This is a genomic window from Thiobacillus sp. (assembly GCF_030696885.1).
Lineage (GTDB): Bacteria > Pseudomonadota > Gammaproteobacteria > Burkholderiales > Thiobacillaceae > Thiobacillus.
In genome coordinates this window covers 1-14,148 of record NZ_JAUYRI010000027.1, presented here as the reverse complement: position 1 = coordinate 14,148, position 14,148 = coordinate 1, and the positions used below count along the sequence as shown (strand labels likewise).

The window sequence follows — 14,148 nt, the reverse complement described above, 5'->3', positions numbered from 1 at the left end:
CAATCCCAGACCACACTATTTTGGCTGAAGAACACGAGGACCATTGACTGTGTTTTCAATGCTGATCGTAAGGTACACGATGTCCGCTTTCATACACACCTCCGGCGGAAATGGCACATGCACAGCAACGCTTTTAATAAGCGCCGTCATCAAACCATCGAATGCATTCGAACCTGAAGTTTTATCAATGTCCACTGAACCAACTTGTCCTCTCGGGAAAGTCTCGACTGTTAACCGAAGCTCTGGGCCAACATTGGAAGTCGCCTTCAACATAGCCTGATCGCGGTCCATCTCTTTCTGAAGCAATTCAGCCCAACGCTTTGCATAGTGGGCAAAAGCTTGGTCACGAATAATGCTGTTGACCCCAACAAAAAACCGACGGGGCCGATTTGATACTCCCGTGTAATCCTCAAGACAGCGGGGGACCTGCTGTTCTGCGTTTCGCATATTTAATTCATCTGCTGTTCTTGGAATATCGGCTGCAGAAGAATAGTTAAAGCTAAAACTGACCATTACCGACACTATCGCTTTACGAAACCCCCACATGGTAGTTCTCCAACTTGGGGTTAAATCACATTGCCCCCGGCCAACGGAATTCCAAATTAGAACGTATACCCCACCTGCGGCTGCTTATCCTGCAACCCATCCAGCAAAAACAGCAACGGCTTCAACTCGTCATACCGCTCGCACACCCGCCGCAAGTAGCCCATCACCCGTGGCATGTCCTTCAAATACCCGTCCTTGCCGTCACGGTGATACAGCCGTGCAAAAATGCCGAGCACCTTGATGTGGCGCTGCGCGCCCATCCATTCGAAATCACGCCAGAATGCGCCGAAATCCTCGGGTACCGGCAGACGGGCGGCTCGCGCTTTCTCCCAGTAGCGGATCACCCAGTCGAGCTGCTGCTCCTCGTCCCACTGGACGTAGGCGTCGCGGTAGATCGACGCGAGGTCGTAGGTGATGGGGCCGTAGACCGCGTCCTGGAAGTCGAGGATGCCGGGGTTGGGGTCGGACACCATCAGGTTGCGCGAATGCCAGTCGCGGTGCACGTAGACTTGCGGCTGCGCCAGGTTGCTGGTCAGGATCCGTTCGAACACGGTGTCGAGGAGGGCCTTCTGCTCGTCTTTCATGTCGACGCCCAGGTGCTTCGTCACGTACCAGTCCGGGAACAGCATCAGCTCGCGGGTCAGCAGCACGCGGTCATAGTCCGGCAGCACGCCGGGGCGGCTGGCCTGCTGAATGCGGATCAGCGCGTCGTTCGACGCCAGATAGAGCGCGCGCACCGCGCCCTGATCGGCTCCGGCTTCGCTGAGCGCCGACAGGTACGTGGTGTCGCCGAGGTCGGTCAACAACAAAAAGCCCTGGTCCAAGTCCTGCGCCAGCACCTGCGGCACATGTACCCCGGCGTCGGCAAACAGCCGAGCGACCGCAATGAAAGGCCGGCAATCCTCGTGCGCCGGGGGGGCGTCCATCACGATATAATCGCGGCCTTTGGCAGTGACGCGAAAATAACGGCGAAAGCTGGCGTCCGCCGACGCCGGGGCGATATCGAGTGAATCGCCCCCCAGCTGTCGGGCGGCCCAGTCCTGTAATGCTTGCAAACGTTCCACAGCCACACTGCTCCGAATAACGAACTTCCGGATTTTACATCCTTGCCCACCCTGCCCGGCTTTGCGTATGTCGTCCTGTTGCTGGCTGCCTCGTCCGCAGCGGCGGACGGACTCGCACTGAAAAAGGATGTCGAACTGCAAGGCTCTGGTGTGGCCGGCCCGGACGGCCCGATGTTCCTGACCGCCGACCGCATCGAATCGACCGAGCCCAATGTCATCGAAGCCAGCGGCCATGTCGAAGCCCGTCAGGCCGGGCAGAATTTCTTTGCCAACTGGCTGCGCTACGATACCTCACTCAATTCCGTCGAGGCGCGGGGCCAGGTGCGGCTGGAGCAGCCTGCGCTGCTGGTGAGCGGCGATTTGCTCAAACTCGATCTCGATGACTACAGCGGCGAGCTCACCCAGCCGGTGTACCAGCTGACGGACCAGCCGGGGCGCGGCGATGCCGAACACATCGACTTCATCGACAAGAACCATTACAAGCTGCGCGACGCCACCTACACCACCTGCTCGGCCGACAACGAGGACTGGTACCTCAAGGTGGCCGACCTCGACATCGACAAGACCCGCAACGTGGGCACTGCGCGCAATGCCTCGCTGCATTTTCTCGGCGCCCCCATCCTGTATACGCCGTGGATGAACTTCCCGCTCGACAATCAGCGCAAGACCGGCATGCTGGCACCCACCATCGGCACCACCGAACGCAGCGGCCTCGACATCCTGGTGCCCTACTATTTGAACCTCGCGCCCAATTACGACGCCACGCTGTATCCCCGCCTGCTGTCCAAGCGGGGCGTACAGCTGGGCGGTGAATTCCGCTACCTGCTGGATAACGCCTACGGGGACAACCGCCTCGAGTACCTGCCCAATGACAACCAAGCCGGCCGCTCGCGCTGGAGCGCGGTGCTCAACAACACCTATCGCCTGAACGCGCAGACACACGCCGGCATGCAGTTCAACCGCGTGTCGGACGACGATTATTTTCGCGACCTGTCCAACCTCATTTCCATCACCTCCATCACCCACCTCAACCGCGAAGCATGGGTCACCACGCAGCATGCCAACTGGTATGCCGATCTGCGCGCGCAAAGCTTCCAGACGCTGCAGGATTCCACCTCGCTCACGCCCATTGCCGAGCCCTATGCGCGCTTGCCGCACGCGCGCCTCGGCACGTGGCGCACATTCGGCAATGGCCTGGAGTTCAAGCTGGACAGCGAGGCCACCCGGTTTGCCCACCCCACCAATATCGAAGGGACCCGGCTGCTGGCCTACCCCACGCTGCGGTTGCCGCTCACCAACCAATTCGGTTTCCTCACCCCGCAGATCGGCTGGCACAGCAGCCATTACGCGCTGGACGACAGTGCACCCGAGCGCCGTATCACACGCAATGTGCCCATCTTCAGCCTCGACACCGGCGTGGCATTCGACCGTCCGTTCCGGTTTGCCGGTGTGGACTACGAGCAGACGCTGGAGCCGCGCGCCTATTATGTGTATGCGCCCTATCGCGACCAAAGCGCGATCCCGATATTCGACACGGGAGCGATGGACTTCAGCTACGCCCAGATGTTCACCGAAAACCAGTTCGTCGGAGGCGACCGCATCAACGACGCCAACCAGCTGACGTTCGCCATCACCAGCCGCTTCGTCGAAGCGGGCAGCGGACTGGAACGGCTGCAGGTCACCCTCGGCCAGCGCTATTATTTCAGTGACCAGCTGGTGACGCTGCCCGGCGTGGCGCCGCGCACCAGCAATGCGACAGACCTGCTGGTGGCCGTCAGCGGACAGATCACGCGCGACTGGCGCATCAACACTGCCTGGCAGTTCGACACCCAGAACGGCACCACCATCCGCCAGAACCTGGGCGCATCCTACCGGCCCAGCCCCGGCCGCGCGTTGAACTTCGGCTACCGCTTCATTGACCAAACCACGGAGCAGATCGATCTGTCGGGGCAATGGCCGCTGGGCGATCGCTGGTACGGCATGTTCCGCTACAACTATTCCTTCCAGGACGACAAGCTTGTCGAAGGCCTGGCTGGGGTTGAATACAATGGCGGCTGCTGGGCAGTGCGCGCGGTGTTCCAGCGCCTGGCCACCAAGGAAGACCAGTCCACCGATGCGCTGTTCTTCCAGCTCGAGTTGAGCGGCATGGGGCGTCTCGGCTCCAACCCGCTCGACGTTTTGAAACAAAGTGTTCCCGGATACAGGCCAAGCAATGAACTCCTTCAAACGCCCTGAATGGTATCGCCCGCAGTCCGTGCTGGCACTGCTGCTGATCGCCGCCTCGACGCTGCTGCCGGTGCACGCGGCCATCACGCCGCTCGACCACATTGTCGCCGTCGTCAACGACGAGATCATCACGCGCCAGGAACTCAACCGGCGTTACGCCGAGGTCACCCGCAACCTCGCGCGCCAGAACACGCCGATGCCGCCGCGCGACGTGATCGAGAAACAGCTGCTCGAGCGCATGGTGACCGAACTGGCGCTGCAGCAGCATGCCCGCACCACCGGCGTGCGGATCGACCCCACGCTGGTCGAGCGTGCGGTGCAGCGCATCGCCGCACAGAACAAGCTCGACATGGCGGGCCTGGCCGCCGCGCTGGAGCGCGAAGGCCAGACGCTCGACAGCATGCGCGCCACCATCCGCAACGAAATGCTGATCGCGCGCGCGCGCGAACGCGATGTCGACAACCGCATCACAGTCAGCGACGCCGAGATCGAGGGCTATCTGCAAACGCAGGTGCAGCAGGGGGTCGAGACCGAATACAACTTTTCCCACATCCTCGTCACGGTGCCGGAAAACGCGTCGTCCGAGCAGGTGCAGGCACGTCGCGCCCGCGCCGAGGACGTGTTGGCGCAGTTGGCCAGCGGCGTCGATTTCGCCCAGTTGTCCGCCAGCCACTCCGACGCGCCCAACGCGCTGGAGGGCGGCACGTTCGGCTGGCGTGCCAGCGGCAAGATGCCAACCCTGTACGCCGAAGCCCTGAAGCCGCTGCAACCCGGCCAGGTCAGCCCACTGCTGAGAAGCGGCAACGGTTTCCATATCCTCAAGCTGCACGACAAGCGCGGCCTCGATGCCACGCTCAGCGTCACCCAGACGCACGTCCGCCACATCCTCATCAAGACCAACGAGATCACCTCCGAAGCCGATGCCCGCGCCCGTCTGCTGCAATTGAAGGAGCGCATCGACAACGGCGTGAAATTCGACGGACTGGCGCGCCTGCATTCCGAGGATGGCTCCGCCGCCAAGGGCGGTGACCTCGGCTGGATCAACCCCGGCGACACCGTTCCCGACTTCGAGAAGGCGATGGATGCCCTGCAGCCGGGCCAGGTCAGTGCGCCGATCCAGTCGCCGTTCGGCTGGCACCTGATCCAGGTGCTGGAGCGCCGCGACCAGGACGTCACGCAGGAACGCCAGAAATTCGTGGCACGCCAGGCCCTGCGTGAGCGCAAGGCTGCGGAGGCTTTCGAGGACTGGGTGCGCCAGATCCGCGATTCGGCCTACGTCGAACTGCGCCCGCTCGACTGACCGACCCTGGCATGGAACTGCCCGTGCTCGCGCTCACCGCGGGCGAGCCCGCCGGGATCGGCCCCGACCTCTGCATTGCGCTGTCGCAGCAGACGCTGCCGTGCCGACTGACGATACTGGGCGATATTGAAGTGCTGCGCGCACGTGCTGCGCTACTCGGCATCGCGGTCGACTTCCTGGACGGGGATGCCATTCCAGAACACACGCCCGGCGCGCTGCACGTGCGCCACATCCCGGTGGCGTCGCCCGTCACCCCCGGCGTGCTCGATGCCGACAACAGCGCCCACGTGCTGGCCCTGCTGGATGCTGCGATCGAGGGCTGCCTGAACGGCGCCTATCACGCCATCGTCACCGCGCCGGTGCACAAGGGCATCATCAACGATGCCGGCTTCGCCTTCACCGGCCACACCGAATACCTGGCTGACCACAGCGGCACGCATAAAGTGGTGATGATGCTCGCCGGCGGTGGCCTGCGCGTCGCGCTGGCCACCACCCACCTGCCGCTGCGCGCGGTGGCCGATGCGATCACGCCGGCGCTGCTCGACGCGGTGATCCGCATCCTGAACGCCGACCTGCGGGACAAATTCGGCATCGCCCGGCCGCGTATCCTGGTCGCCGGACTCAACCCGCACGCCGGTGAATCCGGCCACCTCGGGCGCGAGGAAATCGACCTCATCGAACCCACGCTCGCTCGACTGCGCGACGAAGGCATGAATCTGGTCGGCCCGCTACCGGCCGACACGCTGTTCTCGCGCATTCGCAGCGAACCCTGCGACGCCGTGCTGGCGATGTACCACGACCAGGGGCTGCCGGTGCTGAAATACGCCAGCTTCGGCGCCGGCGTGAACATCACGCTGGGCCTGCCCTTCATCCGCACCTCGGTCGACCATGGGACCGCGCTCGATCTGGCCGGTACCGGGCGCGCGGAAGTCGGCAGTCTGCTGATGGCGATTCAAGTGGCGATGGAGATGGTGGAGAAAAAGGAGATAGGATCCAGGAGCTAGGATTTAGGGGATGTGCGGCTTCGCCGCGCTTCTCCAAAACCCCGAGCCCCTAATTCCTGGCCCCTAACATGCATACCCCGCGCAAACGCTTCGGCCAGAACTTCCTGATCGACGACGGCATCATCCATGCCATCGTCAACGCGGTGCGCCCGCAGGCGAACGAAACCGTGGTCGAGATCGGTCCCGGCCTCGGCGCACTGACCCGGCCCCTGCTCGAGCGCCTGCCACACCTGCATGCCGTCGAACTCGACCGCGACATCGTTGCGCGCCTGCAGCGCACCTGGCCGGCCGAGCGGCTGACGCTGCACAGCAGCGACGCGCTGAAGTTCGATTTCGGCTCGCTGGGCCACGAGCTGCGCATCATTGGCAACCTGCCCTACAACATTTCCACGCCGCTGCTGTTCCATCTGATGGAGTTCGCTGCGCACATCCGCGACATGACCTTCATGCTGCAAAAGGAAGTGGTCGAGCGCATGGTCGCCGAACCGTCCAGCGGCGATTACGGGCGGCTGTCGATCATGCTGCAGCGCCGCTTCCACCTGGAATGGCTGCTCGACGTGCCGCCCACCGCGTTCAATCCGCCGCCCAAGGTCGACTCGGCCGTGGTGCGGCTGATCCCGAAAACGCCTGCAGAAATCGTCGCCCTCGACGAAGCGCTGTTTTCGCGCGTGGTTGCCGCCGCGTTTTCGCAGCGCCGCAAGACGCTGCGGAACACGCTCGGCAGCCTGATGAAACCGGAAGACTTCGCGGCGATCGGGATCGACGCCGGCAAGCGCGCCGAGAATCTCGCCGTCGCCGACTACGAGGCCATCACTCGGCACCTCTCCGGCTTGCAACGGTCCGCTGGATAAAGCTCAGTCAGCCAGAAAGGGATAGTCGGTGTAGCCCTTTTCCTCGCCCGTGTAGAGCCTGTCGTAATCGGGCGCGTTCAACGGTGCGCCGCGGCGGAAGCGCTCGACCAGATCGGGATTGGCCAGCAGCAGCCGGCCGAATGCAATCGCATCGGCCGCGCCGGAGACCACCGCCTGCTGGGCCGTCTCGAAGTCATAGCCGTTGTTGCGAATGAAATTGCCTTCATACAGCGCGTGCAGCCTGTCATAGTCGAACAGAGGCCACTGTTCACGGGGCGCACCACCGGTCCCCTGCAGCACGTCGAGGAAGGCCAGCTTCAGCGGATTGAGTTGCGTCACGACATACTCGAAAGTGGCTTGTGGATCGTCATCGGCAATGTCGTTGAACGGCGTCACCGGCGACAGTCGCAGGCCGACGCGGTCGCTGCCGATCGCGCTGCACACCGCGTCCAGCACTTCCAGCAGCAGTCGCGCGCGCTTTTCCTTGCTGCCGCCATAGGCATCGGTGCGGTGGTTGGTCGACGCGCGCAAAAACTGGTCCAGCAGATAACCATTGCCGGCATGAATTTCAACCCCGTCGAACCCCGCCTCCATCGCATTGAGCGCAGCCTGGGCAAACTGCGCAATCAGGCGGGGGATTTCCGCCAGCTCCAGCGCACGCGGGGTGACGTAATCCTTCATGCCTTGCTCGGTGAACACCTGGCCGGCGGGACGAATCGCCGACGGCGCAACCGGCAGCGCGCCGTCCGGCTGCAGGTCGGGGTGCGAAATCCGCCCGACATGCCACAACTGCAGCGCGATCTTGCCGCCGGCGCCCTGCACCGCCTGTGTCACCTGCTTCCAGCCGGCAATCTGCTCGGCCGTATGAATGCCCGGCGTGCGTGGATAGCCGTGGCCCTCGGCGCAGATTGGCGTCGCCTCGGTGAGAATCAGCCCCGCCGATGCGCGCTGGCGATAATATTCCGCGATCAGCGGCGTCGGCATGTTGCCGGCACCGGCCCGGTTGCGCGTCAGCGAAGACATGACCACCCGGTTGGCGAGGTCGATGGCGCCGAAGCGGGCCGGCGAAAACAAATCAGTCACGTTGGAATCCTTTGAGGTGCGCCTCGAGGGCGAGTGGGAATAATCAATATCAATGTGTGTTGAGGACGGCAAGGGCCATAAAGTTTCCGCCGCGCCCCGCGAACAAGGACCAAGATGATCGAGAATCAGGAACGCTTCAATCGAACCCTCGCGCTGTTCGATGCCGCCAATGCGCAGGATCCCAATCGGGATGAAGGCCAGCCGAAAGAGCTGTTATACGCCCAGCGCATGTCGGACATGATCGCCCGCTTTGCGCCGGACGCCTCCGAAGCGGCGCAGCTGGCGGTGCGCGCCCAGCATATCCAGCGCTGGAAAGTGCCGCGCAACACCTACCCGATAACGAAGGAAGGCTACCACGCGTGGCGCACCGGGCTGTATGCGTTCCAGGCAGACACGGCCGGCGACCTGATGCGCCAGGCCGGCCATGACGACGTGATGATCGAGCGCGTCAAGAAGGCGGTGGGGAAACGCGGCATCAAGAGCAATCCCGAGACGCAGATGCTGGAGGACGTCGCCAGCCTGGTCTTCATCGAGCACTACATGCTGGCCTTTGCGCAGAGCAAGCCCGATTACGACGAGGCGAAGTGGCTGGAAATCATCCGCAAGACGTGGAAGAAAATGTCAAAGCGAGCCCAGGCCTTTGCGCTGTCCGGCCAGCTCACGCTGCCGGAATCCCTGGTGCCGCTGATCACCAAGGCGATCAGCTAACCGGCCTGGCGCGAGCAAGGATATTACTCAGCCCACTCCTTGACCCAGCCTGCGGTGCCCTTCTGAATGAATTCGATCGGGTAGCCGTCCGGGTCTTCAATGAAGGCAATCACCGTGCTGCCGTGCGACATCGGCCCGGCCGGGCGCAGCACCTTACCGCCCTTGGCCGCAGCGGCATCGCAGGCGGCATAGGCATCATCGACCTCGATCGCGATGTGGCCGTAGCCGCTGCCGACCTCGTATTTGTCCACGCCCCAGTTGTAGGTCAGTTCGAGTACAGCCGCCTTGTCTTCAGTATCGTAGCCGACGAAGGCCAGCGTGAACTTGCCGCCGGGATAGTCCTTGCGGCGCAGCAGCTTCATGCCGAGGACATGGGTGTAGAAATCGATCGAACGATCGAGATCGCCTACCCGCAACATGGTATGAAGTAATCTCATGGGGCTATCCCTTCTGGCTTCGTTTGAACATCCACATGCGGGTAGGGGCATCCCTCCTGCGGGTCGATCCCCCTGCGGGGGCCCCTCGCCCAACGCTTCTGGGCGCCACCCGCAGCATGGTGTGAAGAATGCGCATAAGAGTTACACTTGAAACAAGGACTGACCCATTTTGCGCAACTCGGTCCGCCTTGCCAAGGCGTCGGGATACAGCGCGCCCACCTGGGCCCAAAAGCGCGGCGAATGATCGAGATGGACGAGATGGGCGAGTTCGTGCGCGGCGACGTAGTCGATCAGCGCCAGCGGCGCCTGCACCAGGCGCCAGTTGAGCCGAATGTGGCCGTGGCGGGTGCAGCTGCCCCATTGCGTTTGTGCGTCGGACAAGGCAAAGCGGCTGGGGGCGCGTCCCAGTTTGCGGGCCAGGCGCGCGAGCCGCCAGGCCAGCAGGCGCTGGGCCTGCGCGCTTAACCAGGCGCGTACAAGGGATCCGATATCGGCATCCAGCGGTGCATGCACGCGCAGCGTGTCGCCATGTCGCTGCACCTCGACGAACAGGGAATCCCGAATGTCGAGCGCCAGCATGCGGCCGAGGTAGCGCACCTCGCCTGCCTTGTCTGCCCGCATGTCCGGCTTGCGCACCCGCATGCGCGCCCAGGTCCGGCGCAGCCAGTCGCGCTGCAGCAGCACATAGCATTCGATTTCGGCACGCGGGGTCCAGCTCGGCGCATGGATACGCACTTCGTTGGCCGTGACGGTCAGGCCCAGCGTGCGACGGCGGTGCGAGCGCCGCAGCTGGTACGGCACGTCGACGTCGCCGAGCTGCAGCACGCCATTATTGACGCGCGGCAGCAGGGGGCAACCTCGTCATTTCAGTCTCGATCCAGGCCTCGACCGCACGCGTGAGCTCGGCCGCGCTCTTGCCGGTGCTGTCGATCACCGGGCCGATGCGCACGGTGATGGTTCCGGGGTGTTTAATAAAGGCATTCTTCGGCCACACTTCGCCGGCGTTGTGCGCCACCGGAACGATCGGCGCGCCGGTCTCCGCCGCCAGCCAGGCGCCGCCGATGCCGTAGCGGCCCTTTTCGCCTGGCGCCACGCGCGTGCCCTCGGGGAACACCAGCACCCAGAATCCCTGTGCCAGCTTGTCGCGGCCCTGGCTGACGATCTGCTTCAAGGCTTCGCGTCCGGCGCTGCGGTCGATCGCAATCGGCGACAGCAGGCGAAACGCCCAGCCGAAGAACGGCACGTTCAGCAACTCCTGCTTGATGACCGGGGCGACAGGCGGGAACAGGAAAAGAAAAGCAACCGTTTCCCAGGCCGATTGATGCTTGGCGAGGATGATCGCGGGCTGCGTCGGCAGGTGCTCGCGCCCTTCCACCACATAGCGGATGCCCAGCACCCAGCGCGCCAGCCAGATCACCGTGTGGTTATAGCCGGTGATCAGCTGGTAGCGCGCATGCGCCGAAAACGGAAAGCTGAGGAAGGCAACCAGGCTGAAAAAGATCGTCAGTACGGTCTGCAAGGCCGCGAAAATCAGCGAGCGCACCAGACTCATGCTGCTGTCGACAACAAGAATTCGACGGCCTCGTTCAGATCGGCAAACACCGGCGTGTCTTTGGGCAGGCCGCCCGCAGCCAGTGTTCTTTCGCCCTTGCCGGTGCGCACCAGCACCGGTCGTGCCCCCACGCTGGTCGCCGCCATCAGGTCGCGCAGCGAATCGCCCACCGCCGGCACATCGGCAAGGTCACGACCATAGCGCGCGGCAATCTCGTCGAACAGACCCGCTTTGGGCTTGCGGCAGTCGCACTCCATCTCGGCCGCGTGCGGGCAGTAAAAAACCGCCTCGATACGACCGCCCGCCTGCGCCGCCGCCTTGTGCATCTTGGCGTGGATGGCATTGAGCGTCGCCATCTCGAACAGCCCTCGCGCCAGTCCGGATTGATTCGTCGCCACCACCACGCGCCAGCCCTCACGCGTCAGACGCGCGATCGCCTCCAGGCTGCCGGGAATGGGTTTCCACTCGTCGGGCGTCTTGATGAACTGCTCGGAGCCGAAGTTGATGACCCCGTCGCGGTCGAGAATGATCAGTTTCATAAACGAAAGTTTACGCCGCCAGACGCGACAAGTCCGCAACCCGGTTCATCGTCCGGTGCAACTGGTTCAGCAGCGCCAGCCGGTTGGCCTTGAGGACGGGATCGTCGGCGTTGACCATTACGCTGTCGAAGAAGGCATCGACGGGGGTCTTGAGCGCAGCCAGCGCCTGCAGCGAGCCAGTGTAGTCGCCCGCGGCAAAGGCCACATCGGCGCGCGGCGCGATCTCCGAAAGCGCGGCAAACAGCGCCGTTTCCGCCGCTTCAACGAAGCGCGCCGGGTCAGCCGTACCGCCTACTTCGCCCTCGGCCTTTTTCAGGATGTTGCCGACGCGCTTGTTGGCGGCAGCGAGCGCGGGGGCTTCGGGCAAGCCCGCAAAGGCCCGCACCGCCTCCAGTTGCTTGGGCACCAGATATATCTGCGTTGGATTCAGGCTCAGCACCGCATCGACCTCATTTGCGGAATAGCCCTGTTCGCGCATCGCCCCGCTCAAGCGCTCGAACACGAACTGGTACACATCGGTGTGCGCCTGTCCCAGCATGCCCTTCCGGAAACCGGCGAAGGCGATGTTGACCAGATCGTCCAGGCTCAGCGGCAAGCTCTTCTCGATCAGCATGCGGATGACTCCCAACGCGTGCCTGCGCAGCGCGAACGGGTCCTTGTCGCCGGTCGGCTTCTCACCAATGCCAAACAACCCCACCAGTGTTTCCAGCTTGTCCGCCAGCGCCACGCATACGCCCACATCGCTGCGCGGCAGTTCGTCACCAGCAAAGCGCGGCTTGTAGTGATCCTCGATGGCAAAGGCGATGTCGTCCGACAGCCCATCGTGCTGCGCGTAATAGCGCCCCATGATGCCCTGCAGCTCGGGGAACTCGCCGACCATGTCGGTGAGCAGGTCGGCCTTGGCGAGCAGCGCAGCCTGGTCGGCCCGTAATGCCAAGGTCTCGCCGCCCAGCTTTTCACCGATAGCGCGGGCAATCGCCTGCACCCGCGTCACACGCTCGCCCTGGGTCCCAAGCTTGTTGTGGTAGACCACCTTGGCAAGCCCCAGCACGCGCGAATCCAGCGCCTTCTTCCGGTCCTGGTCGAAGAAGAACTTGGCATCGGCCAGACGCGGACGCACCACGCGTTCGTTGCCTTGGATCACGGCAGACGCGTCGGCAGGCGAGATGTTTGAAACGATGAGGAACTGGTTGGTCAGCTTGCCTGCGGCGTCGAGCAGAGGGAAGTATTTCTGGTTTGCCTTCATGGTCAGAATCAGGCATTCCTGCGGCACTTCTAGGAAAGCCTCCTCGAACTTGCCGACCAGCACATTGGGACGCTCGACCAGTGCCGTGACCTCGTCCAGCAGCGCATCGTCCTCGATCGGCTTCAAGCCTGACGGGGCAGCAGCCGCCTGCAGCTGGCGGATGATCTCCGTACGCCGTTCGGCGAAGCTCGCGATCACCGCGCCGTCGTCTTTCAATTGGCTAGCGTAGCTGTCTGCATTCTGTACAACGACCGGGTTCACACGCGCTTCAAAGCGATGGCCTTGTGTATTGCACCCAGCCTGTAAGCCCAGCACGGAAACTTCTTTCATGATCTCGCCGCCATGCATAACAATCAGGCTGTGGGCGGGGCGTACGAAATTAACAGTTTCCCAGCCATCGCCTGATGGATTGGGATATGTCATCACCTTGGGGATGGGTAGGTTTTCCAGTGCGTCTTCAAGTGCACCTTCCAAACTGATGAATAAAGGAGCACCCGCAGCGAGATCATCGCGGTGCTTAAGTACCTTTTTCCCAGCCTCCTCTTCAACGAAAACTCGTTCGCTCATTAACCACTGGATATCTACATCATCGTGATACATCGAACGCAATCGCTTGAGAAGCGGAGCGGTCGGTTTACCCTCCGCATCGAGGCCCACTGAGGCAGGCATGAGTGTTTTTGGGGGTTGGGGGCGGGGTTGTGAAATGCCTCGAACACTGGTGATGTGAACGGCCAGCCGACGCGGCGTGGCATAGGATGTCAGCTGGGAGCCCGGTTCCAGAAAATCATTCAGCTTCAAGCCTTCAAATATTTTCTCGGCAAAGGCCTCGCCCAGCTTTTTCAGCGCCTTGGGCGGCAGTTCTTCGACAAAAAGTTCAACGAGCAAATTTGCGGCGGTCATGCTGCGGCCTTCTTTTCAATCTGTGCCAGCACTTCGTCTGCCCAGGCCTTGGGCGCCATCGGAAATCCGAGTCGAGCGCGGCTGTCGAGATAACTCTTCGCCACCGCACGCGCCAGATTACGGATGCGGCCGATGTAGGCCGCACGCTCGGTCACCGAAATCGCGCCGCGCGCATCGAGTAAGTTGAAGGTGTGTGCGGCTTTCAATACCTGTTCGTACGCCGGCAGGGCGAGATGCGCGCCCATCAGTTCCTGCGCCTTCTTCTCGTGCGCGCCGAACGCAGTGAGCAGGAAATCGACGTCGCTGTGCTCAAAATTGTAGGTTGACTGCTCAACCTCGTTCTGGTGGTAGACGTCGCGGTAAGTCAGGCCCTCGGTCCAGACGAGGTCGTACACACTTTCCACGCCCTGCAGGTACATGGCGAGGCGCTCGAGGCCGTAGGTAATTTCGCCGGTGATTGGCTTGCAGTCGATTCCACCGACCTGCTGGAAGTAGGTGAACTGCGTCACCTCCATGCCGTTCAGCCACACCTCCCAGCCCAGCCCCCAGGCGCCCAGCGTGGGATTCTCCCAGTCGTCCTCGACGAAGCGCACGTCGTTCTTCTTCAGATCGAAGCCCAGCGCTTCGAGCGAGCCGAGATACAACTCCAGAATTTCCGCCGGCGCGGGTTTGAGCACCACCTGGAACTGGTA

The 14,148-nt window shown here is 62.8% G+C and carries 14 protein-coding genes; 5 read left to right on the top strand and 9 right to left on the bottom strand.

Features of this window, described 5'->3' with window-relative positions; genetic code table 11:
- Window positions 1-15: 15 nt before the first annotated feature.
- A complete protein-coding gene (locus Q8R61_RS12675; RefSeq protein WP_305537814.1) occupies window positions 16-546 on the bottom strand; it encodes a TonB C-terminal domain-containing protein in 531 nt (176 codons plus the stop codon).
- Window positions 547-602: 56 nt separating this feature from the next.
- A complete protein-coding gene (locus tag Q8R61_RS12670) occupies window positions 603-1,610 on the bottom strand; it encodes an aminoglycoside phosphotransferase family protein (RefSeq protein ID WP_305537812.1) in 1,008 nt (335 codons plus the stop codon).
- 42 nt (window positions 1,611-1,652) lie between these two features.
- Between Q8R61_RS12670 and Q8R61_RS12665 the strand changes: the two genes are divergently transcribed.
- From Q8R61_RS12665 to rsmA, 4 genes are all read left to right on the top strand, one after another.
- Window positions 1,653-3,845, top strand: a complete 2,193-nt coding sequence (locus Q8R61_RS12665; RefSeq protein ID WP_305537810.1) for an LPS-assembly protein LptD — start codon at window positions 1,653-1,655, stop codon at window positions 3,843-3,845.
- Window positions 3,823-5,136, top strand: coding sequence for a peptidylprolyl isomerase (locus tag Q8R61_RS12660; protein ID WP_305537808.1), 1,314 nt, complete (start codon window positions 3,823-3,825; stop codon window positions 5,134-5,136). The genes Q8R61_RS12665 and Q8R61_RS12660 overlap by 23 nt, the downstream gene beginning before the upstream one ends.
- A gap of 11 nt (window positions 5,137-5,147) precedes the next feature.
- Window positions 5,148-6,140: a 4-hydroxythreonine-4-phosphate dehydrogenase PdxA gene (pdxA, locus tag Q8R61_RS12655; protein ID WP_305537806.1), complete on the top strand. Its 993-nt coding sequence runs from the start codon at window positions 5,148-5,150 to the stop codon at window positions 6,138-6,140.
- Window positions 6,141-6,208: 68 nt separating this feature from the next.
- On the top strand, window positions 6,209-6,991 hold the full coding sequence (gene rsmA, locus Q8R61_RS12650) for a 16S rRNA (adenine(1518)-N(6)/adenine(1519)-N(6))-dimethyltransferase RsmA (protein ID WP_305537804.1): 783 nt from the start codon (window positions 6,209-6,211) through the stop codon (window positions 6,989-6,991).
- Between the two features lie 3 nt (window positions 6,992-6,994).
- On the opposite strand, the gene Q8R61_RS12645 is transcribed toward rsmA, so the two are convergent.
- Complete coding sequence (locus Q8R61_RS12645) at window positions 6,995-8,074, bottom strand: alkene reductase (RefSeq protein WP_305537802.1); 1,080 nt, start codon at window positions 8,072-8,074, stop codon at window positions 6,995-6,997.
- A gap of 114 nt (window positions 8,075-8,188) precedes the next feature.
- Here Q8R61_RS12645 and Q8R61_RS12640 point away from each other — a divergent pair, with 114 nt between their 5' ends.
- On the top strand, window positions 8,189-8,782 hold the full coding sequence (locus Q8R61_RS12640; protein ID WP_305537800.1) for a DUF4202 domain-containing protein: 594 nt from the start codon (window positions 8,189-8,191) through the stop codon (window positions 8,780-8,782).
- Window positions 8,783-8,805: 23 nt separating this feature from the next.
- On the opposite strand, the gene gloA is transcribed toward Q8R61_RS12640, so the two are convergent.
- The 6 genes from gloA to glyQ form a co-directional block, all read right to left on the bottom strand.
- Window positions 8,806-9,219 carry a lactoylglutathione lyase gene (gene gloA / locus Q8R61_RS12635; RefSeq protein WP_305537798.1) on the bottom strand — a complete coding sequence of 138 codons (414 nt, stop codon included), beginning with the start codon at window positions 9,217-9,219 and terminating at the stop codon, window positions 8,806-8,808.
- 141 nt (window positions 9,220-9,360) lie between these two features.
- Window positions 9,361-10,044, bottom strand: coding sequence for a M48 family metallopeptidase (locus Q8R61_RS12630; protein WP_305537796.1), 684 nt, complete (start codon window positions 10,042-10,044; stop codon window positions 9,361-9,363).
- Between the two features lie 4 nt (window positions 10,045-10,048).
- Window positions 10,049-10,771, bottom strand: a complete 723-nt coding sequence (locus Q8R61_RS12625; RefSeq protein ID WP_305537794.1) for a 1-acyl-sn-glycerol-3-phosphate acyltransferase — start codon at window positions 10,769-10,771, stop codon at window positions 10,049-10,051.
- Window positions 10,768-11,310 (bottom strand): D-glycero-beta-D-manno-heptose 1,7-bisphosphate 7-phosphatase, encoded by a 543-nt coding sequence (gmhB, locus tag Q8R61_RS12620; protein WP_305537792.1) that lies wholly within the window; start codon window positions 11,308-11,310, stop codon window positions 10,768-10,770. Before gmhB ends, Q8R61_RS12625 begins: the two co-directional genes overlap by 4 nt.
- Window positions 11,311-11,320: 10 nt before the next feature.
- The gene (gene glyS / locus Q8R61_RS12615) at window positions 11,321-13,456 is read right to left on the bottom strand and encodes a glycine--tRNA ligase subunit beta (protein WP_305537790.1); all 2,136 of its coding nucleotides are present in this window, start codon (window positions 13,454-13,456) and stop codon (window positions 11,321-11,323) included.
- Window positions 13,453-14,148, bottom strand: a 696-nt coding sequence (gene glyQ / locus Q8R61_RS12610; protein WP_305537788.1) for a glycine--tRNA ligase subunit alpha, incomplete at its 5' end; no start/stop codon positions are given. The genes glyS and glyQ, both read right to left, overlap by 4 nt.